This window comes from Pseudomonas sp. LB3P93, assembly GCF_054898025.1.
Window position 1 is genome coordinate 4,151,392 of record NZ_CM142713.1, and the last position, 25,154, is coordinate 4,176,545.

At 60.4% G+C, this 25,154-nt stretch carries 23 protein-coding genes; 12 read left to right on the plus strand and 11 right to left on the minus strand.

The window, feature by feature from the left end; translation table 11 throughout:
- The first annotated feature begins 78 nt into the window (after positions 1-78).
- Entirely contained in the window at positions 79-480 is a 402-nt protein-coding gene (locus tag ACYZT8_RS18805; RefSeq protein WP_461954812.1) for a MerR family transcriptional regulator, read from the plus strand.
- A gap of 215 nt (positions 481-695) precedes the next feature.
- Entirely contained in the window at positions 696-1,595 is a 900-nt protein-coding gene (locus tag ACYZT8_RS18810; RefSeq protein WP_461974950.1) for a hydroxymethylglutaryl-CoA lyase, read from the plus strand.
- 654 nt (positions 1,596-2,249) lie between these two features.
- Here ACYZT8_RS18810 and ACYZT8_RS18815 read toward each other — a convergent pair.
- Positions 2,250-3,947, minus strand: a complete 1,698-nt coding sequence (locus ACYZT8_RS18815) for an AMP-binding protein (protein ID WP_461974952.1) — start codon at positions 3,945-3,947, stop codon at positions 2,250-2,252.
- 203 nt (positions 3,948-4,150) lie between these two features.
- On the opposite strand from ACYZT8_RS18815, the gene ACYZT8_RS18820 reads away from it, so the two are divergent.
- Genes ACYZT8_RS18820 through ACYZT8_RS18835 form a run of 4 tightly spaced genes read left to right on the plus strand, consistent with a single transcriptional unit; the run spans position 4,151 to position 9,718 of the window.
- Positions 4,151-5,314, plus strand: coding sequence for an isovaleryl-CoA dehydrogenase (locus ACYZT8_RS18820; RefSeq protein WP_438658451.1), 1,164 nt, complete (start codon positions 4,151-4,153; stop codon positions 5,312-5,314).
- A gap of 12 nt (positions 5,315-5,326) precedes the next feature.
- A complete protein-coding gene (locus ACYZT8_RS18825; RefSeq protein WP_461974955.1) occupies positions 5,327-6,934 on the plus strand; it encodes a carboxyl transferase domain-containing protein in 1,608 nt (535 codons plus the stop codon).
- 13 nt (positions 6,935-6,947) lie between these two features.
- Positions 6,948-7,763, plus strand: a complete 816-nt coding sequence (locus ACYZT8_RS18830; RefSeq protein ID WP_461974957.1) for a gamma-carboxygeranoyl-CoA hydratase — start codon at positions 6,948-6,950, stop codon at positions 7,761-7,763.
- A complete protein-coding gene (locus ACYZT8_RS18835) occupies positions 7,763-9,718 on the plus strand; it encodes an acetyl/propionyl/methylcrotonyl-CoA carboxylase subunit alpha (RefSeq protein WP_461974959.1) in 1,956 nt (651 codons plus the stop codon). The genes ACYZT8_RS18830 and ACYZT8_RS18835 overlap by 1 nt, the downstream gene beginning before the upstream one ends.
- Positions 9,719-9,757: 39 nt before the next feature.
- On the opposite strand, the gene ACYZT8_RS18840 is transcribed toward ACYZT8_RS18835, so the two are convergent.
- Positions 9,758-10,405, minus strand: coding sequence for a LexA family protein (locus ACYZT8_RS18840; protein ID WP_461974961.1), 648 nt, complete (start codon positions 10,403-10,405; stop codon positions 9,758-9,760).
- Between the two features lie 129 nt (positions 10,406-10,534).
- Between ACYZT8_RS18840 and ACYZT8_RS18845 the strand changes: the two genes are divergently transcribed.
- Together ACYZT8_RS18845 and ACYZT8_RS18850 are read left to right on the plus strand one after the other, a co-directional pair.
- Positions 10,535-10,873 (plus strand): DUF6124 family protein, encoded by a 339-nt coding sequence (locus ACYZT8_RS18845; protein ID WP_461954819.1) that lies wholly within the window; start codon positions 10,535-10,537, stop codon positions 10,871-10,873.
- Between the two features lie 483 nt (positions 10,874-11,356).
- Entirely contained in the window at positions 11,357-12,508 is a 1,152-nt protein-coding gene (locus ACYZT8_RS18850) for a M14 family metallopeptidase (protein ID WP_461974963.1), read from the plus strand.
- Between the two features lie 145 nt (positions 12,509-12,653).
- On the opposite strand, the gene ACYZT8_RS18855 is transcribed toward ACYZT8_RS18850, so the two are convergent.
- Together ACYZT8_RS18855 and ACYZT8_RS18860 are read right to left on the minus strand one after the other, a co-directional pair.
- Positions 12,654-13,199, minus strand: a complete 546-nt coding sequence (locus ACYZT8_RS18855) for a cytochrome b (protein ID WP_461974965.1) — start codon at positions 13,197-13,199, stop codon at positions 12,654-12,656.
- Entirely contained in the window at positions 13,196-14,287 is a 1,092-nt protein-coding gene (locus ACYZT8_RS18860) for a catalase family peroxidase (RefSeq protein ID WP_461974967.1), read from the minus strand. The genes ACYZT8_RS18855 and ACYZT8_RS18860 overlap by 4 nt, the downstream gene beginning before the upstream one ends.
- Before the next feature lie 158 nt (positions 14,288-14,445).
- Between ACYZT8_RS18860 and ACYZT8_RS18865 the strand changes: the two genes are divergently transcribed.
- Complete coding sequence (locus ACYZT8_RS18865; protein ID WP_461954823.1) at positions 14,446-14,952, plus strand: RNA polymerase sigma factor; 507 nt, start codon at positions 14,446-14,448, stop codon at positions 14,950-14,952.
- On the plus strand, positions 14,949-15,701 hold the full coding sequence (locus tag ACYZT8_RS18870; RefSeq protein WP_461974969.1) for an anti-sigma factor family protein: 753 nt from the start codon (positions 14,949-14,951) through the stop codon (positions 15,699-15,701). The genes ACYZT8_RS18865 and ACYZT8_RS18870 overlap by 4 nt, the downstream gene beginning before the upstream one ends.
- 67 nt (positions 15,702-15,768) lie before the next feature.
- On the opposite strand, the gene ACYZT8_RS18875 is transcribed toward ACYZT8_RS18870, so the two are convergent.
- The 7 genes from ACYZT8_RS18875 to ACYZT8_RS18905 form a co-directional block, all read right to left on the minus strand.
- A complete protein-coding gene (locus tag ACYZT8_RS18875) occupies positions 15,769-16,731 on the minus strand; it encodes a Csu type fimbrial protein (RefSeq protein ID WP_461974971.1) in 963 nt (320 codons plus the stop codon).
- Positions 16,728-19,085 carry a fimbria/pilus outer membrane usher protein gene (locus ACYZT8_RS18880; protein ID WP_461974973.1) on the minus strand — a complete coding sequence of 786 codons (2,358 nt, stop codon included), beginning with the start codon at positions 19,083-19,085 and terminating at the stop codon, positions 16,728-16,730. Before ACYZT8_RS18880 ends, ACYZT8_RS18875 begins: the two co-directional genes overlap by 4 nt.
- Before the next feature lie 105 nt (positions 19,086-19,190).
- Positions 19,191-19,979 carry a fimbrial biogenesis chaperone gene (locus ACYZT8_RS18885; RefSeq protein ID WP_461974975.1) on the minus strand — a complete coding sequence of 263 codons (789 nt, stop codon included), beginning with the start codon at positions 19,977-19,979 and terminating at the stop codon, positions 19,191-19,193.
- A gap of 28 nt (positions 19,980-20,007) precedes the next feature.
- Positions 20,008-20,511: a Csu type fimbrial protein gene (locus tag ACYZT8_RS18890; protein WP_461974977.1), complete on the minus strand. Its 504-nt coding sequence runs from the start codon at positions 20,509-20,511 to the stop codon at positions 20,008-20,010.
- A gap of 3 nt (positions 20,512-20,514) precedes the next feature.
- Positions 20,515-21,051 (minus strand): Csu type fimbrial protein, encoded by a 537-nt coding sequence (locus ACYZT8_RS18895; RefSeq protein ID WP_461974979.1) that lies wholly within the window; start codon positions 21,049-21,051, stop codon positions 20,515-20,517.
- 19 nt (positions 21,052-21,070) lie between these two features.
- Positions 21,071-21,601: a Csu type fimbrial protein gene (locus tag ACYZT8_RS18900; RefSeq protein WP_461974981.1), complete on the minus strand. Its 531-nt coding sequence runs from the start codon at positions 21,599-21,601 to the stop codon at positions 21,071-21,073.
- A 22-nt stretch (positions 21,602-21,623) separates the two neighbouring features.
- Complete coding sequence (locus ACYZT8_RS18905) at positions 21,624-22,136, minus strand: Csu type fimbrial protein (protein ID WP_461959347.1); 513 nt, start codon at positions 22,134-22,136, stop codon at positions 21,624-21,626.
- Between the two features lie 283 nt (positions 22,137-22,419).
- On the opposite strand from ACYZT8_RS18905, the gene zapE reads away from it, so the two are divergent.
- A complete protein-coding gene (gene zapE, locus ACYZT8_RS18910) occupies positions 22,420-23,541 on the plus strand; it encodes a cell division protein ZapE (RefSeq protein ID WP_461974983.1) in 1,122 nt (373 codons plus the stop codon).
- 196 nt (positions 23,542-23,737) lie between these two features.
- Complete coding sequence (locus ACYZT8_RS18915; protein WP_461974985.1) at positions 23,738-25,042, plus strand: protein kinase; 1,305 nt, start codon at positions 23,738-23,740, stop codon at positions 25,040-25,042.
- Positions 25,043-25,154 lie beyond the last annotated feature (112 nt).

The following is a 25,154-nucleotide window of genomic DNA, read 5'->3' on the forward strand; positions in this document are numbered from 1 at the left end:
ACACTAAAGATCAGCGCCCCTTGACGTAAACGTCAACCTGCCATTAGCTTAGCGCCATGACCTTTTTCGAGCGCTTCCATGAGCAGCCAGACCTATAGCATTTCCGACCTCGCCCGCGAGCTCGACATCACCACGCGGGCCATTCGCTTTTATGAAGAGCAAGGCCTGCTCAGCCCTGAGCGTCGTGGCCAGGAACGCGTTTACACGCCCCGTGACAAGGTCAGCCTGAAGCTGATCCTGCGGGGCAAGCGCATTGGCTTCTCTCTCGCCGAGTGCCGCGAGCTGATCGAACTTTACGACCCCACCGGCGGCAATCAAAAACAGCTGCAAACCATGCTGAGCAAGATCGCCGAGCGCCGCGAACAGCTGGAGCAGCAGATGCTCGACATCGAGCAGATGAAGCTGGAACTGGACACGGCGCAGGAGCGCTGCACCCAGGCGCTGGAGCAGACGATCAAGAGCCAACAACCCGTTCAATAAACACCCCGGATACCTGTAGGAGCGAACTGTGGCGAGGGGATTTTTCCCCGTTGGGTCGCGAAGCGGCCCCTAAAACCTGAGACCACGTGTCTCAGATAAACCGAATTCACCGGTTTAGCGACTGCTTCGCAGCCGAACGGGGATAAATCCCCTCGCCACAGTTCGCTCCTACAGGGTTCTCTGAACATTCAGACAGTCAGCACAGGTCGATTCCCATGTCCCTACCCACTCACGTACGCCTGGTCGAAGTCGGTCCTCGCGACGGTCTGCAAAACGAAGCCCAACCCATCAGCGTTGCCGACAAGGTGCAACTGGTCGATGCGCTGACTGCCGCAGGCCTCGGCTATATAGAAGTCGGCAGTTTCGTTTCGCCCAAGTGGGTGCCGCAAATGGCCGGATCCGCCGAAGTCTTTGCGCAGATCCAGCGCAAACCGGGCGTGACCTATGGCGCACTCGCCCCCAACCTGCGCGGGTTTGAGGATGCAATTGCGGCCGGGGTCAAGGAAGTCGCGGTGTTCGCGGCAGCCTCCGAAGCGTTTTCCCAACGCAACATCAATTGCTCGATCAGCGAAAGCCTGGAGCGCTTCGTGCCGATCATGGACGCAGCCAAACAGCATGGCGTCAGCGTGCGCGGTTATGTGTCCTGCGTGCTGGGCTGCCCTTACGAAGGTAACGTTGAGCCTGCACAAGTGGCCCGGGTCGCCCGCGAGCTCTACGCCATGGGCTGTTATGAAGTCTCCCTGGGCGACACCATCGGCACCGGCACCGCTGGCGCGACCCGCGAGATGTTCGAGGTGGTCTCGGCCGAGGTGCCGCGTGAAAAACTGGCCGGGCACTTCCACGACACCTACGGCCAGGCCATGGCCAACATCTACGCCAGCCTGCTGGAAGGTATCGCGGTGTTCGACAGCTCCATCGCCGGCCTCGGCGGCTGCCCCTACGCCAAGGGCGCCAGCGGTAACGTGGCCACCGAAGACGTGGTTTACCTGCTCAACGGCCTGGGCATCGAGACCGGCATTGATCTGGACGCTTTGATTTTGGCCGGTCAACAGATTTGCACCGTGCTGGGGCGACCCACCGGTTCGCGCGTGGCCAAGGCTCGCAGCGCACAGTGAGGCGTGCGGGTGTTACCGCTGCGTCTGGAATGTGGGGCACAAGCGAGTAACACGGAAACAAATTGTCTGGTTTTGTCTGAAGGAAAAATCCGACAAAAACCTAAAGCGTTGATTTATAAGGTTTTTTAAAAGTTGGCACGGCTTCTGCTATCTCTACTGCATAACAAGAACAAAAAAAGCGGCAAACCTAATAAAAATAAGACGTAACGACTCTGACATAACAAAAACAACACGGCAGAGACGCAGCTAACAGATTTTTTTGGAGAGGATGTGCTTTTCAGGGTGCTTTTCGGAGTAACCCGCAACCGGGCAGAGAACAATAAAACTACCCTCAGGTAGCTCCCGAACTGGTTGGATCGCTCAGCGAAAAAGCAGGTCAGCGCTCAAAAAAATACGTTTGCTCTTGATCCCGGATGGGGATCGACAAAAACAGCGGTAAAGGGTCACGGTCACTAAAAACAAAAACAGACCGCCCCTCAATAATAAAAAAAGAGCACGCGCAACGAAAAAATTAAAGGGGAGCTTCGGCTCCCCTTTGTGCTTTCTGCGATTCAGGTTTTCACCACCGTCCCTGTGGGAGCCAGCCTGCTGGCGATTGCGGTGGTTCAACACTCCGCTATCGCCAGCAGGCTGGCTCCCACAAGGGAGAATTTGTCAGACCTGGTTTTCGCGCAATTCCTCAATGCTGATCTCGCGCATCCGGAATTTCTGGATCTTGCCGGTCACGGTCATCGGAAACTCTTCGACGAACTTGAAGTAACGCGGCGTCTTGAAGTGCGCGATGCGCTCCTTGCACCAGGTTTGCAGTTCCTGTTCGGTAGCACTGTGGCCCGGGTGGAATTTGATCCAGGCGACAATTTCTTCGCCATAGCGCGAGCACGGAATCCCGATCACCTGCACGTCCGCCACCGCCGGATGGGTAAAGAAGAACTCTTCCAGCTCACGCGGGTAAATGTTCTCACCGCCACGGATGATCATGTCCTTGTTGCGTCCGGCAATGCACACGTAACCCTCGTCATTCATGCTCGCCAAGTCGCCGGTGTGCATCCAGCCTGCCTGATCGATGGCTTCTGCGGTGCCTTGCGGGTTGTTCCAGTAACCGAGCATCACGCTGTAACCGCGGGTGCAGAGTTCGCCAATGGTGCCGCGCGGCACCAGGTTGCCGGCCTCGTCGATGATCTTGCTTTCCAGTTGCGGCTGGGTCCGGCCGACGGTGGTGACGCGCAGTTCCAGTCCGTCTGACGGCCCGGTCTGCAATGACACGGGGCTTGTTTCCGTCATGCCGTAGGCAATCTGCACCTCGCTCATGTGCATGTCACTGATGACCCGGCGCATCACTTCGATCGGACAGGTCGCCCCGGCCATGATCCCGGTGCGCAGGCTCGACAGATCGAATTCGGCGCGTTTCGGCTGATCGAGCATGGCAATGAACATGGTCGGCACGCCGTAGAGTGCGGTGGCTTTTTCTTCAGCCACCGTGGTCAGCGTCAACAGCGGATCGAATGCATCATTGGGGTAGATCATGGTGCTGCCGTGGGTGATGCAACCGAGGTTGCCCATGACCATGCCGAAGCAGTGATACAGCGGCACCGGAATCACCAGGCGATCATTGGCCGTCAACCCGAGGCTTTCGCCCACCATGTAACCGTTGTTGAGAATGTTGTAGTGGCTGAGGGTTGCGCCTTTCGGAAAACCGGTGGTGCCGGAGGTGTACTGGATGTTCACCGCCTGATCGAAATGCAGGCTGTCCTGGCGCTCGCGCAATTGTTCGGCGGAGACGCTGGCGGCGAGATCGGCCAGTTGCGACCACGGCAGGAAACCCGACGGTGGCTGCGCATCCAGACTGATGACGCCGCGCAATTGCGGCAGCCTCTCGCTCTGCAGCTTTCCGATGGATTGCTCCGCCAGCTCAGGCACCAGGCCTTGCAGCATCCCGTGATAGTCGGATGTCTTGAACGCACCGGCGCAAACCAGCCAATGGCAGCCGGATTGCTTCAATACGTATTCGAGTTCTGAACTGCGATACGCCGGGTTGATGTTGACCAGGATTACACCGATTTTCGCGCTGGCGAACTGGCTGATGCACCACTGCGCGCAATTCGGCGCCCAGATTCCGAGGCGGTCACCGGCCTGCAAACCCAGCGCCAACAGGGCTCTGGCGTGCAGGTCGACGGCGTCGGCCAGTTGCTGCCAGGTGTAGCGCAATTGTTGATGGCGCACGACCAGCGCCTCTCCGTTCGGATATTGCGCGACGGTCTGATCGAACTTCTCGCCGATGGTCATTGCCAGCAAGGCTTTGTCCTGAGATCCACGGGTATAGCTGCGCTGCGGGCTTGCACTGGGTTGATCCATGACGACCCCTATTGTCTTTATTAGTGGGTGTTACGGCGGCTCCCACAGGGTTGGCTCGCCTTCTATGAACTGGCTCTACTCTCGCTCAAGTTGACGTTAACGTAAAGGGTGATTGACAGCCATTCGTCACAGGCTTACGTTAACGTAAAGGTGAGAGCCGATTGACGGTCTCACCAACCGATAAAAAAGCCAAAAGGTGACCCATGAGCTACCCATCCCTGAACTTTGCCCTCGGTGAAACCATCGACATGCTGCGCGATCAGGTTCAGTCCTTCGTCGCCAAAGAGATCGCCCCGCGCGCCGCTCAGATCGACATCGACAACCTGTTCCCGGCCGACCTGTGGCGCAAATTCGGCGACATGGGCCTGCTGGGCGTTACCGTGCCGGAAGAGTATGGCGGCGCTGGGCTGGGTTACCTGGCGCACGTGGTGATCATGGAAGAAATCAGCCGCGGTTCGGCGTCGGTCGCTCTGTCTTACGGCGCCCACTCCAACCTCTGCGTCAACCAGATCAACCGCAACGGCAACCACGAGCAGAAAACCAAGTACCTGCCGAAGCTGATCAGCGGCGAGCACATTGGCGCCCTGGCCATGAGTGAACCGAATGCCGGTTCCGACGTGGTATCGATGAAGCTGCGCGCCGACAAACGTGGTGATCACTACGTGCTTAACGGCAGCAAAACCTGGATCACCAACGGCCCCGACGCCAACACCTACGTGATCTACGCCAAGACCGACCTGGAAAAAGGCCCGCACGGCATCACTGCCTTCATCGTCGAACGAGACTGGAAAGGCTTTAGCCGCAGCAACAAATTCGACAAGCTCGGCATGCGGGGTTCCAACACCTGCGAGCTGTTCTTCGATGACGTCGAAGTGCCGGAAGAAAACATCCTCGGCATCCTCAATGGCGGCGTGAAAGTGTTGATGAGCGGCCTCGACTACGAACGCGTTGTGCTGTCCGGCGGCCCGACCGGGATCATGCAGGCTTGCATGGACCTGATCGTTCCTTACATCCACGACCGCAAGCAGTTCGGCCAAAGCATCGGCGAGTTCCAGCTGATCCAGGGCAAAGTCGCTGACATGTACACCCAACTCAACGCCAGCCGCGCTTACCTGTATGCCGTGGCCCAGGCGTGCGAGCGCGGCGAAACCACCCGCAAGGACGCCGCCGGCGTGATCCTCTACAGCGCCGAACGCGCCACCCAAATGGCCCTCGACGCGATCCAGATTCTCGGCGGCAACGGCTACATCAACGAATTCCCGGCCGGTCGTCTGCTGCGTGACGCCAAGCTGTACGAAATCGGCGCCGGCACCAGTGAGATCCGTCGCATGCTGATCGGTCGCGAACTGTTCAACGAAACCCGCTAAACGGAGCTGTCCATGGCTATCCTGCATACCCAGCTCAACCCCCGTTCGGCGGAGTTCGCGGCCAACAGCGCGGCGATGCTCAAACAGGTCGACGCCCTGCACACCCTGCTCGCCCAAGTGCAGCAAGGTGGCGGCCCGAAGGCGCAAGAACGCCATACCTCGCGGGGCAAGTTGTTGCCTCGTGAGCGAATCAATCGCCTGCTCGACCCGGGCTCACCGTTTCTCGAGATCAGCCAACTGGCGGCTTATGCGGTCTACGGCGAAGACGTTCCAGCCGCTGGCGTGATTGCCGGGATTGGCCGCGTGGAAGGCGTCGAATGCATGATCGTCGCCAACGACGCCACCGTGAAAGGTGGCTCGTATTACCCGCTGACCGTGAAAAAACACCTGCGCGCCCAGACCATCGCCCAGCAAAACCGCTTGCCGTGCATCTACCTGGTGGACTCTGGCGGCGCCAACCTGCCGCGTCAGGATGAAGTGTTTCCGGACCGTGAGCACTTCGGGCGGATCTTCTTCAACCAGGCCAACATGAGCGCCATGGGCATTCCGCAAATCGCCGTGGTGATGGGTTCCTGCACCGCCGGTGGCGCGTACGTGCCAGCCATGGCCGACGAAGCGATCATGGTGCGCCACCAGGCCACCATTTTCCTCGCTGGCCCGCCGCTGGTGAAAGCGGCGACGGGTGAAGTGGTCAGCGCCGAAGACCTCGGCGGGGCTGATGTGCACTGCAAGATTTCCGGTGTCGCCGACCACTACGCCGAGAGCGATGAACACGCCCTGGCCATTGCGCGGCGCAGCGTCGCCAACCTCAACTGGCGCAAACTCGGTGAACTGCAACAGCGCACGCCCATCGCCCCGCTCTACGCCAGCGACGAGTTGTACGGCGTGGTCTCGGCCGACGCCAAGCAACCGTTCGATGTGCGCGAGGTGATCTCGCGGCTGGTCGACGGTTCGGTGTTCGATGAATTCAAAGCGCTGTTCGGGACCACTCTCGTGTGCGGCTTCGCGTATTTGCACGGCTACCCGATCGCGATCCTCGCCAACAACGGCATCCTGTTCGCCGAAGCCGCGCAGAAAGGCGCGCACTTTATCGAACTGGCCTGCCAGCGCGGCATTCCGTTGCTGTTCCTGCAAAACATCACCGGTTTCATGGTCGGCCAGAAATACGAGGCCGGCGGCATAGCCAAGCACGGCGCGAAACTGGTGACCGCCGTGGCGTGCGCCAAGGTGCCGAAATTTACCGTGATCATTGGCGGCAGTTTTGGCGCCGGCAACTACGGCATGTGCGGGCGCGCTTACGATCCGCGCTTCCTGTGGATGTGGCCAAATGCACGCATTGGCGTGATGGGCGCCGAACAGGCGGCGGGCGTGCTGGTGCAAGTCAAGCGCGAGCAGGCCGAGCGCAGTGGCCAGGGTTTCAGCGCTGAGCAGGAAGCCGAGATCAAGCAACCGATCCTCGATCAATACGAAGAACAGGGCCACCCTTACTACTCCAGCGCACGGCTGTGGGACGACGGTGTCATCGACCCGGCGCAGACCCGCGACGTGTTGGCCCTGGCCTTGTCCGCGTCGCTGAACGCGCCTATCGAACCGAGCCGCTTCGGCGTGTTCCGGATGTGATCGGGAGAAAATCATGAGCGACTTCAACACCCTCGAACTGCTGACCGACCCGCGTGGCTTTGCCACCCTGTGGCTCAGCCGTGAAGAAAAGAACAACGCGTTCAACGCCGAGATGATCCGCGAACTGATCCTCGCGCTGGACAAGGTGTCGACCGATGCCAGCCTGCGCTTTCTGCTGGTGCGCGGCCGCGGCAAGCATTTCAGCGCCGGCGCCGACCTGGCCTGGATGCAGCAATCGGCCGAACTCGATTACCACACCAACCTCGACGATGCCCGGGAACTGGCGGAGTTGATGTACAACCTCGCCAAGCTGAAAATCCCGACGCTGGCGGTGGTGCAAGGCGCTGCATTCGGTGGTGCGCTGGGCCTAATCAGTTGCTGCGACATGGCCATCGGCGCCGATGACGCGCAGTTCTGCCTGTCGGAAGTGCGCATCGGCCTGGCCCCAGCGGTGATCAGTCCGTTCGTGGTGCAAGCCATCGGCGAACGTGCGGCACGTCGCTATGCGCTGACTGCCGAGCGTTTCGGCGGACAACGAGCGCGGGAAATCGGCTTGTTGTCGGAGAGTTATCCGATCGCTGAACTGGAACAGAAAGTCGAACAGTGGATCGACAACCTGTTGCTCAACAGCCCGGCCGCCATGCGCGCCAGCAAGGACTTGCTGCGCGAAGTCGGCCACGGCGCGCTGACCCCGGCGCTACGCCGCTACACCGAAAACGCCATCGCCCGCATCCGTGTCAGCCCCGAAGGTCAGGAAGGCCTGCGGGCATTTCTGCAAAAACGTCCGCCGAGCTGGCAAGCCGAAACCACCACCAAGGAGCCGCGTTGATGAGCGCACCTGTTCTCACCACCCTGCTGGTGGCCAACCGCGGCGAAATCGCTTGCCGGGTGATGCGCACCGCCAAAGCCCTGGGCCTGACCACCGTGGCTGTTCACAGCGCCACTGACCGTGAAGCCCGACACAGCCGCGAAGCAGATATCCGCGTCGACCTCGGTGGCAGCAAAGCCGCTGACAGTTACCTGCAAATCGACAAACTGATCGCCGCCGCCAAGGCCAGCGGCGCTCAGGCGATCCATCCGGGTTATGGCTTTCTTTCCGAGAACGCCGGGTTCGCCCGTGCCATCGAAGCAGCTGGCCTGATTTTCCTCGGCCCGCCCGCCTCGGCCATCGACGCGATGGGCAGCAAATCCGCCGCCAAAGCCTTGATGGAAACCGCCGGCGTGCCGTTGGTGCCTGGCTATCACGGCGAAGCTCAGGACCTCGACACCTTCCGCGACGCCTGCGAACGCATCGGTTATCCGGTGCTGCTCAAGGCCACGGCGGGCGGCGGCGGTAAAGGCATGAAAGTGGTTGAGGACGTCAGCCAGTTGGCCGAAGCCCTGGCCTCGGCGCAACGTGAAGCGAAGTCCTCGTTTGGCGATTCACGGATGTTGGTGGAGAAATACCTGCTCAAACCGCGTCACGTGGAAATTCAGGTGTTCGCCGATCAGCACGGTAACTGTCTGTACCTCAACGAACGTGACTGCTCGATTCAGCGCCGTCATCAGAAAGTCGTCGAAGAAGCGCCCGCTCCAGGCTTGAGCCCGGAGCTGCGTCGCGCCATGGGTGAAGCCGCCGTGCGTTCGGCACAGGCCATCGGCTATGTCGGTGCCGGCACCGTGGAGTTTTTGCTGGATTCGCGCGGCGAGTTTTTCTTCATGGAGATGAACACTCGTCTACAGGTCGAGCACCCGGTGACCGAAGCGATCACCGGCCTCGACCTGGTGGCCTGGCAGATACGCGTGGCTCGCGGTGAAGCGTTGCCGATGACCCAAGAGCAAGTTCCACTGATCGGCCATGCGATTGAAGTGCGGCTGTACGCCGAGGACCCGAGCCATGATTTCCTGCCGGCCACCGGGCGCCTGGAGTTGTATCGCGAATCGGCTGAAGGCCCGGGACGTCGGGTTGACAGCGGTGTGGAGGAAGGCGATGAGATCTCGCCGTTCTACGACCCGATGCTCGGCAAGCTGATTGCCTGGGGCGAAGACCGTGAACAAGCGCGGCTGCGGCTGTTGAGCATGCTCGATGAGTTTGCGATCGGCGGGCTCAAGACCAACATCAACTTCCTGCGCCGGATCGTCGGCCATCCGGCGTTTGCGGCGGCGGAACTGGATACCGGGTTTATTCCGCGTTATCAGGAGCAATTGCTGCCGGAGCCTGCGGACCTTAGTGATGATTTCTGGCAAGCCGCCGCTCAGGCGTTTTCCCAGAGTCAGGTGAGTCCTCCACGCACTGATGACCTGAGTTCGCCTTGGGGTGTGGGCAATGGTTTCCGCGCCGGGCTGCCGAGGGAAATTACCCTTCACTTGAGTTGCGAAGGACAAGACCGGGCGCTGACATTGGGTAACGTTGATGCCCACACCGCACAACTCAAGGGCGAACAACTGCTGACCGAGCACAACGGCGTGCGTCGCCAGCACCGGGCAATCCGTCGTGGCGAGGTTGTGTACCTGCAATGGGAAGGTGAATTGCGCCGCATCGAGGCTTACGACCCGATCAGCGCCGTCGAAGCCAGTCACAGTCATCAGGGTGGGCTCACCGCCCCCATGAACGGCAGCATCGTGCGTGTGCTGGTCGAGGCCGGGCAAACGGTCGAAGCCGGGGCGCAACTGGTGGTGCTGGAAGCGATGAAGATGGAGCACAGCATTCGCGCGCCCCACGCCGGGGTGATCAAGGCGCTGTATTGCCAGGAAGGCGAGATGGTCAGCGAAGGCAGTGCATTGGTCGAACTGGAAGAAGCGTGAAATGAAGATCGGTCCTACGCATTGCGCGGACCGATCTGATTAGAACTTGGCCGTTGCCTGAACCACTACGCCGAGAATTCGGCACTCTTCGGTAAAAAGGGCTTTCGGATACGTCGGATTGAGCGGGACCAGGTAACGCTGCCCGCCCTCTTCTATCAGCTTGCGAAAAATCGCCTCGATGCTGTCCGACCATTGCGCGATCACCAGCTTCCCGGGTTCCGGCACAATGGCCGGGTCCACCAGGATCATCATGCCCTCGGCAATGCTGATACCGCTGGGTGCGGTCATCGCATCGCCGACCACCTCGAGCCAGAATGCCGCGCCCTGAGCGTGGTAATCGGTCAGTTCGAAACGCGGCTTGCCGTAGACCGACAGCTCACCGTCACGCACCTCGGCAGGTACGCGCCACTCACTGACCGGGTAACGGAAGTACGGGTTGTACTTTTGCGTCAGGGACATCTCGTCGTCCTGCAGCACCAAAGGCTCCCGAATCACCATCGCCACTTCCAGAAAATCCATCCCGAGCGCCCGCAAGACACGATTCATGTCCTCGATGCTCGGCTGACGGCGTTTATTCAGCCAGTGACCCACGCCGCCCTGGGACATCCCGAGGCGATCGGCGAGTACTTCCTGAGTGACTTTGAGCTCACTCATCTTGGCTTTGACCAACTCAATCCATTTATCCATGGGCGGCACGATACGTGGCGTACTCCGAGCAACAAAACACAAATTGTAGTATTTAAATTCTCGTCACAAATACAGTTCGTACTAGGATTGGTTCACGGATCTGAATCTATCACGGAGCTTGCCCTCACCATGACGTTACCCAGCAATGACCTGTCGGATATGCAAATGGACACCACCCTCACCTCGCCCAAAGGCAACGCCGCCGCGCAAAAAGCCTTGGACTATTACTTGAAACCAACTGTGTCAGAGGCGGTGGTCGAGGAGCGATTTTTTGATGTAAACCCTGCCGTCAGCGGGGAAGAGGCGCTGGTGCATGCGTCGGATCTGTTGCGTTGTGCCGCGGCGACCGCCTACGAGTCGGCCAGCAACCTGCACGGCGCGAGTCGGGACCTGGCCTTTTCGACGGTGCATATGATCGACATGGCCAAGGCGATGATTGATCGTTCTTTACAGGGACAGAGCGTCTGAATCAGACGCACGTTTTGAAGAAGAGAGGAAAGAATTTTCCAATCGCGCAGATAAAATCATTTGACTTGCAAACGAGAATGATTATTATTGCATGCAGCTGGTCGCGAGATCAGTCGATGGACCAAGAGACCTTAGGTCGGTCTTCTGGACTATCTCCTCATCAGGCTAATCACGGTTTTTGACCCGGCTTTTTGCCGGGTCTTTTTTTGCCAGTTATTCTGGCTTTGGCTTCAGGCTAATGAAGTCTTCAGGTGTTGCGAATTCAATTGGCGCGGATGATATCAAAAGAATATCGATTGGCAAGAGAAGCCCGGCATCATTGGCCCAAACTAATGAAAAATAGCACTTGAGAATCAATTGCACAGTCTCTAAGCTGCGTCTGCGTCAAGGAGGACGCCCCCACTTTCACCCCGCAATTTCCCCCGGTTTTTCCCTTCCCAGCGTGTAAAGTAGCAGCCATAAAATCATATTCAGGAATCGACTATGACCGTGGCTAAATCCTCTTTCGACATCAGCGCAAATTTTGACAGTGGCAACATTGAAGTGCTGGACATCAGCAATCCGCTTCAAGCCTTGCTGGCCATCAAACCAGACACCCGCAGCCAGCATTTCCAGTGGTTCCATTTCAAGGCCAGCGGTCTGCACGTCGGTCAGGAGCACTGGTTTCGTCTGAACAATGCCAGCAAGTCTTCATACAACAAAGCCTGGGACGGTTATCAGGCCGTAGCGTCCTATGATCACGTCAACTGGTTCCGCGTACCGACTATCTTCGAAGGCGATTGCCTGCGTTTCAGCCTTGAAGCCACCGCCACTCACGCCTGGTTTGCCTATTTCGAACCCTACAGCCGTGGCCGTCACGACTGGTTGATCGAGCAGGCGCTGACCAAGGCCGGCACTCAATTGCTGGCCACCGGCAAAAGCGCCGAAGGCCGTGACATCCAGTTGCTGCGTAAAGGCACCGGCGCCGAAGGTCAGCGCAAGGTCTGGATGATTGCCCAGCAGCACCCCGGCGAACACATGGCGGAGTGGTTCATGGAAGGCGTGATCGAACGCCTGGAAAAGCACGACGACCCGGTACTGAACAAACTGCTGGCCAGCGCCGACCTGTACCTGGTGCCAAACATGAACCCGGACGGCGCCTTCCACGGTCACCTGCGCACCAACGCCATGGGCCAGGACCTGAACCGCGCATGGCAGAGCGCCAGCCAGGAAATCAGCCCGGAAGTGCTGTTCGTTCAGCAACAAATGGAAAAGCACGGCGTCGACTTGTTCCTAGACATCCATGGCGATGAAGAAATCCCTTACGTGTTCACCGCCGGTTGCGAAGGCAATCCAGGCTATACGCCGCGGATCGAAAAACTCGAAGAGCATTTCCGCAGCCACCTGAAACACCTGACCAAGGACTTCCAGACCAAGCACGGGTACACCCGCGACGAACCGGGCAAAGCCAACATGACGCTGGCCTGTAACAGTGTCGGTCAGAAGTACGACTGCCTGTCGCTGACGCTGGAGATGCCCTTCAAGGACAACAACGACGCGCCGAACGCACTGACAGGTTGGTCAGGCAAGCGCTCCAAGCAGTTGGGCAAGGACGTGCTGACGACCGTTGCCGATATGATCGATACCGTGCGCTGATCACCCGGTCCATGTAGCAGCTGGCGCAGCCTGCGTTCGGCTGCGAAGCAGTCGTAAATCAAACACCGCGGTCCTTCAGATAAACCGTGGTGTTCCATTTACGACTGCTTCGCAGCCGAACGCAGGCTGCGCCAGCTGCTACAGGCTAGCCGCGATCCTTCCCTCGCAACATGCTGTCCAGCACGTCATCGCGCCGCACCCAACCGTGAAACAACGCTGCCGCCAGATGCAGCAACACGGTCAGAAACAGCAGGTACGCCAGATACCCGTGAGCCTTGCGCAAAAACGCAAACATCTGCGCATTGGCCGGCAGGATCGACGGCAATTGAATCGAACTGCTCAGCATCACCGGGTCCCCGGCCGCCGAAATCATCGCCCAGCCCAGCAGCGGCAAAATCAGCATCAACGCGTACAACAAAACATGCGAAGCCTTGGCTGCCAGTGCCTGCCAACCCGGCAAGTCCGCCGGCAACGGTGGTTGTTGCGTGGAGAAACGCACCACCAGACGCACAATCACCAACAACAAAATCGCGACACCCAAGGGTTTGTGCAGATGGATCAGCCACTCATGACGTTCGGACACCGAGGCCACCATCCCCGCGCCAATAAACAGCATCGCGATGACCATCAGTGCCATCAGCCAATGCAGCAGCCGCGCCAACGGCGCGAAATGGTTCGGTTGAGCGCTCATTGATGAGCCTCCTGTTTAGCGTTGGCGGCAGGCAACTGATTGACTTCACTGGTGCGGCGCAGATAGGAACTGGCGTAACCCGCTGAGCGAGCGGCAAGCAACGGGTCATCGGAGCCTTCGATACCGGCCGGCAATACGAGCGGGTCGTAGTTGATGTCGCGGCACTCGCCATCGAGTTGCGGTTGAGTGCGTTCAAGCACCAGGGTGCCGGCGTTCACGACTTTGCGACCGTCAGGCCAGGCCTTGCTAGCGTCGTTGACCGGATCACCGGGGTTCGCCAGGGTGATGTTCAACTGCCAACGCAACGGCCCGGCGGACAAACGCTGAACCAGGTCTTTTTCAAGGAAGTCAGCCCCCTCAGGCGCGGTGGCACCCGCCGCATCCTGTGCAATCGGCGTCATGCTCCAGCGCACCGCTTGCCGCTGACCGGACGCATTGACCAGATAAAACGCGTTGACGCTGTTGTACGTCTCCGTCGCGTAACTGGCGGAAGGCTTGGCCGTCTTGATCCAGGCCAGAAACGGCGCGGCTTCCGGGTGAGCGCCAAAGAAGGCCGGAACCGCCGCAGGATTCGGCTTGCCGGTGGCCGGGTCCGGCGACTGAGCCTGCTGCAATTGATAGAACGCTTCTGGCGTGCCCACCGGGAACACCGGCATGCTGTTCATCCCGGTGCGCCATTGCTGGCCGTTAGCCTGAGTGAAACGCAACGCCATGCTGCGGATCGGCACGCTGTTGTCAGGCGAATAAGGATTGCCCGCAGGCAAGGCGAAACGCCCGACCACCGGGGTTTGCGCCTCATTGAACACCTGCGCACTGGAATAAGTGCGCGCCTCGCCGCTGCTCTCGAAATGCCCGATCACGCACACCCCTTTGGAGTGATTACGCCGGAACCCCGGGTGCACGCCATTGTTGGTTTCCAGCACGTTGATCAGTTTTTTCGGCGTCAGACGCTGTGGGTCAAAGGTGCCGTTGACGTAGGCAAAAGCCCCGGCCAACGAAGCAACCACCACTGCAATGGCGGCCAGGCGCAACGTCAGGCTTGCGGTACTCAGCGGTGGCCGGGTGGGCGGTGATGAACGATCTACCATGAATGACTCCAGGGCCATCGGCCACAAGTGAGAAGGATCAAGCAGACGAACCGCACACAGGTTTATTCCATCGCGCGGTATTTATTTTTCCAAGCGTGGAATAACCTCGAATACCGGGCGTCTCCCTAGTCCACAGCGTAGTGACTAGTCAGAACTTCATGAACGATATCGACGAACAACTCAGAGAAATCATTCCCAGATTGCGGCGGTTTGCCGTGTCGTTGACACGCAATCCCAGCAGCGCGGACGATCTGGTGCAGTCGAGCCTGGAGCGCGCCCTCTCCAGTTGGGGCGACAAACGCCCCGAAGGCGACTTGCGCGCCTGGTTGTTTTCGATACTTTATCGGCAGTTTCTCGACGCCCACCGACGCTCCCGGCGTTATGCGCGGATGCTCGAATTCTTTACCGGCCGTGACGATGCCCAGCCGTCGGTAGAACGCACCGTGATTGCCCAATCAACCCTGCAAGCCTTCGACCGGCTCACCACTGAACAGCGCGCACTGCTGCTCTGGGTGTCGGTGGAAGGTTTGAGTTACAAAGAGGTCGCCGAGATTCTCGACGTCCCCACTGGCACCGTGATGTCCCGCCTGTCCCGCGCCCGTCAGGCCCTGCGCCAACTCAGCGACGGCGAAATCACCAGCCCTTCTTTGCGGATACTCAAATGATCAGCATGCCCCCGAGCGAACGCGACCTGCACGCCTACGTCGATCATCAGCTCAATGACGCCGACCGACGCCTGGTCGAGACTTACCTGGCCAGCAATCCTGAAACCGCCGCGCGAGTACGCGACTGGCAGCAGGACGCCCAACAACTGCGCGCGGCCATGAGCGGCGCTTTGCACTATACGGCCAACCCGGGCCTCGACCCGGCGCTGATTCGCCAACGCCTCAAACGCCAGTCCCGCCGTCACTTAGCTAGCGCTGCGGTGCTGTTGATTGCGGTCAGTGTCGGCGGATTGAGTGGCTGGCAGGCGCGGGAAATGACGCTAACCAGCGCGTCACTGCCGATGACCGATGCGATGCAGGCCTACCGCTTGATCGCCCAGCAAGGCATCCTGCCGGCCGACTACAAGGTCAGCGACGACGGCGATATGCAGGGCTGGCTCGACCGTTATTTCAGCCACGCCAACCGTCTGCCGGACCTGGCGAGTTCAGGTTTCAAACCGGTCAGTGGCCGTTTGCTCAGCACCGAGCAAGGGCCGGCGGCGATGGTGGTTTACGAGGACCAGGGTGGGCACAAGATCAGCTTCTACGTGCGACCGCCAGGGCCGAAAAACAACTTGTTGCCCCGTGGCAGTCGCAGCGATGGCGAGTTGCAGGCCGAGTACTGGTCCGGTGCCGGCTACAACTATGCGATGGTCAGCCCGAGCGATACGCCAGCGGCGCAGATGCTCAAGCAAACCACCCAGTTCTGACCACACCGCAATCCCCCTGTGGGAGCGAGCCTGCGAGGCTGCTACAAAGTCGGTGGCGTTCTCGACATCAAAACCCGACATCAAGGATCACGCTGTCCAGATAAGTCCCGGCCGGCGGTGTGGTCTGGTCGGTGTAGATTTTTGCGTTGTAGTTAAACACCTGGCTGCCCGTCCCCAAGCCATTGCCGGGATTCACCTCCGCGTCTGAACTGGCCCGACGCGCACTGCCGACACTGCCCCAGCGGGTGGTGCCGGCACTTTTGAAGATGTCGTAGGCCAGGTAATTGGCGCCGGAGATCATCCGTCGGCGCCCGCCGATACCGGCCGCATGCTGGCCGTCGTCCAGCCCCACGGTGTAGGCGCTGCCCTTGGTGCAGGCCAGGTTGATGGTCTGGCCGGTGACGGCGGTGAAGCCGCTGACCACCGGCGCACTGCCGAAACTGATGTTCGGCGCGGTGATGGTGCAGTCGTTGGCCACGGTCATATTGACGGTTACCGTCGCAGTGCCACTGCCGATGTCGCGCCCCAGGCAGATGCTGCCGGCACCGATGCCCGCACAATAATTCCAGCTCCAGAAAATACTCAGGGTCTCGCTGTAGACGCCCGCCGCCACGTTGCTGCCGATGGTCGTTCGCAAATAAACGGGCGCGGTTTTCGGTATCACACTGCCCAGCAGGCCGAGCGCATCGATGATGCCATTGCGGGCGAAATCGAATGCCACGCCACGGGTGATCGGGTAGCTGGTGCTGTTGTCGGCATACAACGTATAGCCGATAACGTCCCCGGTCGGCCCGAGCAAGCCGGATTGAGTGGACGTGACGGTGGCGTAGAAGTGGTCATTATTAGTCAGCAATGACAGCAGTGAGCCGGTGCAACTCAACCCCGCATTGGGGGTGGAACTGGTTTGAGCCGTGGTGCGCACCGCAATCGAACTCTGCGAACCGAAGGCCGCCGCTGTGGTGCTGACCACGGAGCACAACGCCCAGGCGTACCCCGGCAGCCAGAGCGCCAGCAACACCAGCCATTTCATTGGCACACCAACGGGCCGATCAGCGGGACCTGATCCTGATTCAAGTCCACGGCGAACTGCACCTGACAGGTCTTTCCATCCGCCAGGGTCACCCGCAAGCTGTTGTGCTTTTGAAGGTTTTCCAGGTACACCAGACCGTCCCAGCCGACCACGGTTTGTGCGCCGCTCTGCTCGTGCACAACGTTGCTGCCCAAGGGCAATTCCTGTTGCTGCGCATCCACCAGCACGATGCTCGCAGCGATCACCTTGGTGAGTGGAAACTCCAGCAAATAACCGCTGCCCCGGCGTACCGCGATCCGCTGCTCGACATTGGGGCTGCGCACGTTAGCCGGCAGATTCAGCGGATCGATTTCGTATTTGCCACGGTAATAGGCGCTGCTCCAGGGTACCAGCAAGTGGCCGTTGCGATCCGTCTGACCCACCTGCTGGTTTTCGTAGCGCACGGGAATGTCCGCGTAACCCTCGGTGCTGACCACCACAAAAGCATCGTCGATCCGGTTGGCCGCGAATACCTGACGGTCCATCCAGACCAGCGAACCACTGGCATCGGCCCACCGGGTTTCGGCGTCGCTGTTGCCATAGACCCCCGCCTGCAACTGCACCGATTGCAGGCGCCAGGTCAGGTCGGCCTGGCGATAATCCGGGCCATCGCCATGGGCGTAACCGAGGTTGAAACCCACCCCGCCTTCGGTGGGCACCGCGCGACTGTAGTTGACCCGCTGCTGGTTTTGCCCGGTCTTGCTGCGCTCGCTGCTGATGGCCAGGCTGCCGCGCAGATCGAACGGGATCACCAGTTGCGCCTGGACCGCCCAGTTGCTGTCACCGATTTCCCGATTGGCCGACAAGTAGAAACTGCTGTTGCGCCACAAGGGTTTGCTCCAGGTCAGGTTAAGCAGCCGGGTGCGCGAATCATCCGCCGCACGCACATCGAAATAACCGACGCCGAGGCTGCCCCACGTGTCGAGGTTGAGGCTCAGGGTCGCTTGTTCGCTACGTGTGCTCAGGGTGGTGTAAGGGCTGTCGACGACGGTCAGGTCGGCGTACTGATCGCGACGTTGCAGGCGTTGCCAGAAGAAGCTGTAGCGCTGACTGCTGTACTGATAGCCGAGGCTCAACTGCTGACCGCTTTCGCCGTCGAAACGGCTTTGGCTGAGCGCGGTATTGAGCACCCCGAAATTGCCCAGTCGCAGGTTGCCGCCCACGCCGCCGAGGCTCAGGGAATCCGACGCTTCGGCATGGCTTTCCAGGGTGAGGTTATCGCTCAGACCGTAACGCAGGCTGCCGGACGTGACACCGGGGCCGTAGCTGAAATCGCGCAGGCCGTAGTCCCGGCGCAAGGTGCCCGCCGCCACGGAAAAATCGCTCAGGCCTTTTTGCAGCAAGCTGCTGGTGACGTAGAACGGCACCGTGGTCGAGACCTGTCGGCCCAGCGCATCCGTCGTGACCACGACCGCTTCTCCGGCGCCGTTGATGAACGGGATGTTGGTCAGTGTGTAAGGACCGGGTTGCAGCTCGGCGCTGCTGGATTTGTAGCCGTTGATGAACAGGTCCACCGAGGACGGCACGGCCGCTTCGCCGGCAAACTGCGGCAAGGGATAGGTCACCAGATCCGGGCGCACGCCGAAGTCACGGGACACTTGCACCCCGCCCAGGCGCACCGAGCTGCTCCACGGTAGCGCGCCGCTGACCAGGTCGCCGGCCTCATAGGTCAGCAATCGCTCGTCATCGGAATAACGCCAGGTGGTGTCGTACCGCAGGTAACCATTGCTGCGCGCACTCACCGCTTCCCCCGACAATGTGCGGCGGAATTGCCCGGTGTTGGACAGCGTGCCCCAGCTGTCGAACAGCCGCACTTCGTTCCACGCTGCGAGGTAAGTACCGGCGTCATCGGTGTCGTTGAGGTACAGGTCATAGTTGAGCAAGGCCCCGAAACTGCTCAGGGCCGGGGTTCGCGGATAAGCTTGGCGGTTGCCGACGAACTGCTCCGGCAGCCAGTCTGGCGGCACCTCCAGCAGCAATCGTTGAGCGCCACTGTCGTACTCGCTATGCAGGCCCGGGACGCTGTCGAGGTCGACTTCGGTGCCGCTGTTTTCGGGCAGCTTGATGCCGGTGTCGCGCAATGCGCTGGCCGGCAGAAAAAACCGCCCGCCCCGTTGCTCCACCGCCACGACTCGTCCGGTATTCATTTGATTGACCACCAATTCCAGAAACAACTGTGCATCGGCAACAGCCTCCATGCCGCTGGGCGGGGGCGGCAGATCACCGGCCCCTGTTTGAGGGGCGAACACCAGCCAGTACGCGCAGCTCACTGCCCACAACGGCCGCTGGAAACTGCGAGCCAGGCCTTGGCTCATTCGCGCATTTGGTCCGTCTATGGACAGATTCCTCTTTGTCACACTCACACAATCCCCGTAGCTGCTGGCGAAGCCTGCGTTCGGCAGCTGCTACAAGGGATGTGATTAACGTGTTGGGGTAATGCTCTGAACCTGCGGCGCGCCGTTGACCCGTACCTGCAACGCCGGATTGGCGGCCATCGGTCCCGGTGCCGACCAGCGCATGATTGCGCCAGGCAGCACGTAACCCAACAGGCCTTCCACCAGCGGCTGGGTCTGACTGCCTTGCTTGAGCGCCACATCGGTCAGTCGCGCATGCACCGCGCCCTGATTGCGCACTTCGACATAGGACCGACCGTCCACCGCCACCGTGCGCCAACTCAGATCCGGCAAGCCGACGCCTTTGGGATCACGTTGACGGGTGGTGTCTTCCTTGCTCCAAAGCCCCGCGCCATAGGCGAACAACGGCACCGAATAACGCATCTGAAAACGAATCGCCGCAGCGGTCTTGCCGTCTTCGGACGCGGGGGTTTTAGCGGTGGGAATTTCATCGATGATGATGCGGTAAGCCAGTTCCTGCCCCGGTGGAATCTCCCGGGTGCGGGTCAGACGCACGAGTTGTTTCTGACCGGGTTCAATCTTCGCCACCGGTGGGCTGCCGATTACATCGCGCTGATTCTGATACTGATCGTTGAAGCCGCTCTGGCTCCAGGCGAACACGCGGATCTGCAGGTTGGCGGTCTCATTGCCACGGTTTTCCAGCCACAAGGCACTGGCTTGTTGATCGGCCTCCAGCACCGGGTCGATCGGCCAGATCAGCACCGAACTGGCGGCCTGCGCCTCAACCGTCCCCAGCGACAACATCGCCAACACCGCACAACGCATGATCGAATGCCGCAGCGAAGGTGAACTCATAAGCCTGCTCCCTATTCAAAACGACGCATTACCACGACAGCTGCACTTGCAGCACATCGCTGTACGTCCCCCCAGGCTGATCGCCCGGTAATTGCACCCGTCCATAGATCGGCAGGCTGATGTTATTGGCATCGGTGTAGGCCACGGCGACACTCTGGCCGATCCCCAGGCTCTGGCTGAACGCCGCATCACGAAACAGCTGGTACGCCACACGGTTACTGCCGGTCGTGAGCTGCATATGCCGCCCGCTGCTGTTGTACTGGCCGCCATCGACACTCATGTTCATCGTCACCCCTGGTGTGCATTGCAACTGCACCCCGGCGCTCAACGCCACTTGCACCGTGCTGGTGGCCAAGGCTGACTGGCTGCCGAAGTTGAGGCTGCCGTAATTCGATACGCCGCCCACCACCAGGCACCCGGCGGTGACCGTGGCGCTGACCTGAAAACTCTGGCTGGTCACCGCCGCCAGCGGCAACGGCACGCTCCCCGCACACAGCAGGAACAGCGCCGCATAGCGGTGCTTTTGCGTCATCGATTAGAACGTCAGTTCGACGGCAACGGTGTCGGTGTAGGTGCCGGCCGGTAGCCCGGCCTTGCCCACGGCTTTACCGTAGAGGTTCACGGTTTGCGCCACACCGGTGCTGGTTGTGAGGTTGATCACCCCGTCGATGGCCAGAATCTGCGAATGCCCGACGTCGGTGTACAGGTCATACGGCACATAGTTGCCGCTGCCGTCTGCCAGGGCTCGGGTGCCGCCGGAAGACAAGCCGTCATGGGCACCCGCCCGGACCTTCACGGCCGGCGTGGTGCCGCTGGAACACAGAATCGACAACGCCCCGCCACCACCACCCAGCACTTGCGCATTGGCGGTGGTGAACAGGCTGTTTTCGGTGCCGAAATTCAACGCACCGAAGTTCAGGCCGCTGGAACCGCCGGCACCGTTGACCTGACAGCTGCTGATCAGAATCAGACTGGACGTGATCTGGCCGGTGACCGTGGTGGCGGCATGGGCACTGGACGCCAGCGTCAGGCCGAGCAATGACAAACCTATCCTTGATGCAAGCACGTGCATGGTGTCCGTCCTCTACGGGTTACCAATCCAGCGTCACCGTCAGGGTGTCGGTATAGACACCGCGCGGTAACGCACGGGTATTCGCCACCACCGAGCCAAATACCGGGATCGGTATCCGGGCCCCGCTGGTGACGGCGAAATTGTGTTGTTGGCCGATGCTGTAGCGCTGATTTGCGGAAGCATCGAGGAACAATTGATAAGGGATGGTCTGACTGCCATTGCTCAGGCGTCGAGTCGTGCCGTCGCCATGGGCACCGCCATCGATGGTGACGGTGAACCCGGTGACCGAAGGGTTGCAGACGACGTTCAGCCTGCCGTTATCGCCGCCGAGGCTGGCGTTGATCGGGCGATTCCAGGTCGGGCCTTGCTGGCCGAAATCAAGCGTGCCGAAATCGCTGGCCAGAGTGCCGGGGGCGGCATCATTGGTGACTTCACAACCGGCGGTAATGGTCAGCCGCGCATGTATCTGCCCGCTGACCGCGGCTTGCGCGTCGTCGGCCAGCAGAACCAGTGTGCTCACGGCGATAACCCTCCAGTGCCTGCTTGTCATGGCGCCAACCCCCCGCTCCTCACTACCAGGTGACCGTCACTTTCAGCACATCTGAATAGCGGCTGGCACGGGGAATCTCCGCCAGCCGTTCGATACGCGCATACAGGGGCAAATCCACTGAACCGGAATCCGGTACTCGGCCACTCACCGGCACATTCACCGCCAGCGGGATCAACCGCGCAGGGTCCTGGTAGAGCCTATAAGGGATGGGCTTGCTGCCGGCGGAATCCGCCATGTAACGCACTTCACCGACGCCACCGTGTTGGCCGCCGTCAACGCGGAATTGATAAGGGGTGTCGGGGTTGCATTCGAGCCTTGGCAGTCGCTCATTCATCAGCGCCGCGCCCAGCGGTCCGGCCGGGTCATCCAGCCGCGCGGTACTGCCGAAGTCGAGCACACCCAGTTGCTCGATTCCTGCCTGACGTTGTTGCCCGACCAACTGACAGCCGCGCTGTACGTCGACGCGTACGTCAACCTGAAGTTCTGCTGCCAATACCTGCGCGCTGAGCGTCACACCTGTGACTGCCAATACCATAATTCCATTCACGGCCCCATTCCTTGCGTGTGGTGGCGACTAGACATCAGGGTAGCTACGCAACGGAATTTCGCCAGCCGCTAAGCATCGATGAATCCCTGCAACGGGCGTTTTTTACCGGAACTTGGCCGAAAAACACCGATATAACGGCCTAAAAATCTCTACAAACCGCAGAGTCCTGTCGAGATAGGGTCGACATCACTGGAAGGTAAATTCACCCTTTGGTTACACTACGCCGCCGCAGCTCGGGAAGCCTGCCTGACGATTACGGGGTGACATCACAGTGGCCGTTCGACCGCCCAACCGTTCGCGACTCACACCGCGCTGGCCGACGCTTCGCCGCTTGTTCGGCAAGGCATCGGCTGCACCCGCCAGTGCGTCCGGTCGAGTGATCCATGATTACTTTCGTCACCACGCTCACGCTCAGGGTTACACCCTCAGCCATAGCCAACAGCGCGTGATCGACTGCATGGCGCAACACGCCACGGCACTGCTCGGTAATTCGGCAAAAGCACTCCCCGGCCTTTACTTGCATGGTGCGGTCGGTCGCGGCAAGAGCTGGCTGCTCGACGGATTTTTCCAGGCCATCCCTATCGCGGAAAAACAGCGCCTGCACTTTCATCAGTTCTTTGCCCGACTGCACCAGGGCATGTTCACTCACCGTGATCAGCCCGATGCGCTGGTCGTCACCCTCGATGAGTTGCTCAGCGACTGCCGTGTGCTGTGTTTCGACGAATTCCACGTCCACGACATCGGCGATGCGATGCTCATCACCCGGCTGTTCAAGGCCTTGTTCCAACGGGGCATTCTGCTGCTGGTGACCTCCAATTATCCGCCCGAAGGTTTGTTGCCCAACCCGCTCTATCACGCGCGCTTCAAACCGGTGATCGACTTGATCCATGCGCGCATGCAGGTCATGGAGGTTGGCGGGCCCCATGACTATCGCAGCCAGATGAGAACGCATGCGCATCAGGTATTTACCCATGGCCGCTACGTCTGGCCGGGCACCGTGGCGCAACGTCAGGCGCTGGACCTGCCCGAACGCGGCGCACCGGCCCTGCAACTGCCGGTCGGCGCACGGCACCTTCAAGCGCGACGTTGCGAACAACGCACCATCGGTTTTACCTTTGCCGATCTGTGCGAACACCCCACGGCGGTCATGGATTACCTGGAGCTGTGCCGGCGTTTCGATCACTGGATCATCGACGAGTTGCCCAGCCTGGCAGAGTGCTCGACGGCGGCGCAGCAGCGTTTCATTAACTTGATCGACGTTTTGTACGATCAGGACAAGCACCTGACGTTGCTCGGTGAGCAGTCGTTGCGTGAAAGCCTTGGGGGCGATGCGATTGACCTTGCGCGGACGCGGAGTCGGTTGGGGCAGTTGGTCGAGGTCAGGGAGCCGTAGTTTTTGTGTTGCAGCACCGGCCTCATCGCGAGCAGGCTCGCTCCCACATTAGTTCGCGTCCGCCCGGGCAACTCGGTCAACTGTTGGAGCGAGCCTGCTCGCGAAGGCGGCCTCACAGGCAACATACCTTTCCCGCTATCATGTCGCCCATTTCCAGGCCCCCGCGCCCTCCACTCGATCAATAGCGAACCCGTCAATGGATACCCTCGCCCAACTGCGCGCCGGCCAACTCTCGGGCATCACCCGTCTGGATCTGGCCTGCGGCCTGACCGAATTTCCGCGAGAAATCTTCGACCTGGCGGACTCGCTGGAAGTGCTCAACCTCAGCGGCAACGCCTTGAGCAGCCTGCCGGATGACCTGCATCGCCTGACCCGTTTGCGCGTGCTGTTTTGCTCGGACAACCTGTTCACCGAACTGCCCGCGAGCCTCGGTCAATGCACCGCGCTGACGATGATCGGCTTTAAGGCCAATGCCATCGAAACGGTCCCCGCCGCTGCGCTGCCACCGCTGTTGCGCTGGCTGATCCTGACCGATAACCGACTGCGTGAACTGCCCGCCGAGCTGGGTCAACGCCCACACCTGCAAAAACTCATGCTCGCCGGCAACCGCTTGCAGCGCCTGCCCGAAAGCATGAGTCATTGCCATCGACTCGAACTGATCCGCATCGCCGCCAATCAACTGACCGAGCTGCCCGAGTGGCTGCTGACCCTGCCGAGCCTGACCTGGCTGGCCTACGCCGGTAACCCGCTGGAAACCGAAGCCGACGCGGCGGCACTCGATGCCACGGCGAGCATTCCGTGGGCTGAGCTGCGCCTGGAGCAACAACTGGGCGAAGGCGCTTCAGGGGTGATTCATCGGGCGCGGTGGGAACGACTGGCGACTCAGGTTGCGGTCAAACTCTACAAAGGCGAAATGACCAGCGACGGCTCACCGTTGCATGAGATGAACGCCTGCATCACCGCCGGCATTCATCCCAATCTGATCCGGGTCGAAGGCCGGATCGTCGGGCATCCCGAGCAGCAGGCCGGGCTGGTGATGCAACTGATCGACCCGAGTTACCGCAATCTGGCCGGATTGCCGAGCCTGGCGTCCTGTACCCGCGACGTCTATGCCGATGACACCCGTTTCAGTGCCGAGGTGGCGCTGCGCATGGCTCGCGGCATCGCCTCGGTGGCCGAGCATTTGCACCGCCAAGGCATCACCCACGGTGACCTCTATGGCCACAATATTTTGTGGAACGAGCACGGTGATTGCCTGTTGGGGGACTTTGGCGCGGCGTCTTTCCATGCGACGTCCGACAGCCTGGAAAGCCGTGCGCTGCAACGGATCGAAGTGCGGGCGTTTGGGGTTTTACTGGGGGAATTGCTGGAGCGGATCGACTCGGGGTTGAGCGATGAAAGGCGCTTGCAGCTGGAGGAGTTGGAACAGCGATGCTGTCAGCTGGATGTGCTGGCGCGGCCGGGGTTTAGTGAGATTGTGCGGGGGTTAGGCGCGTCCTGACAGCTACATACAAAACCTGTGGCGAGGGAGCTTGCTCCCGCTGGACGGCGGAGCCGTCCCCAAAGCGACGGCTGCTGCGCACCCGAGCGGGAGCAAGCTCCCTCGCCACAAG

What these genes read in the sequence shown, in the direction of transcription:
- ACYZT8_RS18805 (WP_461954812.1), top strand. Translation starts at nt 79, where the DNA reads ATGAGCAGCCAGACCTATAGCATTTCCGACCTCGCCCGCGAGCTCGAC.
- ACYZT8_RS18810 (WP_461974950.1), top strand. Translation starts at nt 696, where the DNA reads ATGTCCCTACCCACTCACGTACGCCTGGTCGAAGTCGGTCCTCGCGAC.
- ACYZT8_RS18815 (WP_461974952.1), bottom strand. Translation starts at nt 3,947, where the DNA reads ATGGATCAACCCAGTGCAAGCCCGCAGCGCAGCTATACCCGTGGATCT.
- ACYZT8_RS18820 (WP_438658451.1), top strand. Translation starts at nt 4,151, where the DNA reads ATGAGCTACCCATCCCTGAACTTTGCCCTCGGTGAAACCATCGACATG.
- ACYZT8_RS18825 (WP_461974955.1), top strand. Translation starts at nt 5,327, where the DNA reads ATGGCTATCCTGCATACCCAGCTCAACCCCCGTTCGGCGGAGTTCGCG.
- ACYZT8_RS18830 (WP_461974957.1), top strand. Translation starts at nt 6,948, where the DNA reads ATGAGCGACTTCAACACCCTCGAACTGCTGACCGACCCGCGTGGCTTT.
- ACYZT8_RS18835 (WP_461974959.1), top strand. Translation starts at nt 7,763, where the DNA reads ATGAGCGCACCTGTTCTCACCACCCTGCTGGTGGCCAACCGCGGCGAA.
- ACYZT8_RS18840 (WP_461974961.1), bottom strand. Translation starts at nt 10,405, where the DNA reads ATGGATAAATGGATTGAGTTGGTCAAAGCCAAGATGAGTGAGCTCAAA.
- ACYZT8_RS18845 (WP_461954819.1), top strand. Translation starts at nt 10,535, where the DNA reads ATGACGTTACCCAGCAATGACCTGTCGGATATGCAAATGGACACCACC.
- ACYZT8_RS18850 (WP_461974963.1), top strand. Translation starts at nt 11,357, where the DNA reads ATGACCGTGGCTAAATCCTCTTTCGACATCAGCGCAAATTTTGACAGT.
- ACYZT8_RS18855 (WP_461974965.1), bottom strand. Translation starts at nt 13,199, where the DNA reads ATGAGCGCTCAACCGAACCATTTCGCGCCGTTGGCGCGGCTGCTGCAT.
- ACYZT8_RS18860 (WP_461974967.1), bottom strand. Translation starts at nt 14,287, where the DNA reads ATGGTAGATCGTTCATCACCGCCCACCCGGCCACCGCTGAGTACCGCA.
- ACYZT8_RS18865 (WP_461954823.1), top strand. Translation starts at nt 14,446, where the DNA reads ATGAACGATATCGACGAACAACTCAGAGAAATCATTCCCAGATTGCGG.
- ACYZT8_RS18870 (WP_461974969.1), top strand. Translation starts at nt 14,949, where the DNA reads ATGATCAGCATGCCCCCGAGCGAACGCGACCTGCACGCCTACGTCGAT.
- ACYZT8_RS18875 (WP_461974971.1), bottom strand. Translation starts at nt 16,731, where the DNA reads ATGAAATGGCTGGTGTTGCTGGCGCTCTGGCTGCCGGGGTACGCCTGG.
- ACYZT8_RS18880 (WP_461974973.1), bottom strand. Translation starts at nt 19,085, where the DNA reads ATGAGCCAAGGCCTGGCTCGCAGTTTCCAGCGGCCGTTGTGGGCAGTG.
- ACYZT8_RS18885 (WP_461974975.1), bottom strand. Translation starts at nt 19,979, where the DNA reads ATGAGTTCACCTTCGCTGCGGCATTCGATCATGCGTTGTGCGGTGTTG.
- ACYZT8_RS18890 (WP_461974977.1), bottom strand. Translation starts at nt 20,511, where the DNA reads ATGACGCAAAAGCACCGCTATGCGGCGCTGTTCCTGCTGTGTGCGGGG.
- ACYZT8_RS18895 (WP_461974979.1), bottom strand. Translation starts at nt 21,051, where the DNA reads ATGCACGTGCTTGCATCAAGGATAGGTTTGTCATTGCTCGGCCTGACG.
- ACYZT8_RS18900 (WP_461974981.1), bottom strand. Translation starts at nt 21,601, where the DNA reads ATGACAAGCAGGCACTGGAGGGTTATCGCCGTGAGCACACTGGTTCTG.
- ACYZT8_RS18905 (WP_461959347.1), bottom strand. Translation starts at nt 22,136, where the DNA reads ATGGTATTGGCAGTCACAGGTGTGACGCTCAGCGCGCAGGTATTGGCA.
- ACYZT8_RS18915 (WP_461974985.1), top strand. Translation starts at nt 23,738, where the DNA reads ATGGATACCCTCGCCCAACTGCGCGCCGGCCAACTCTCGGGCATCACC.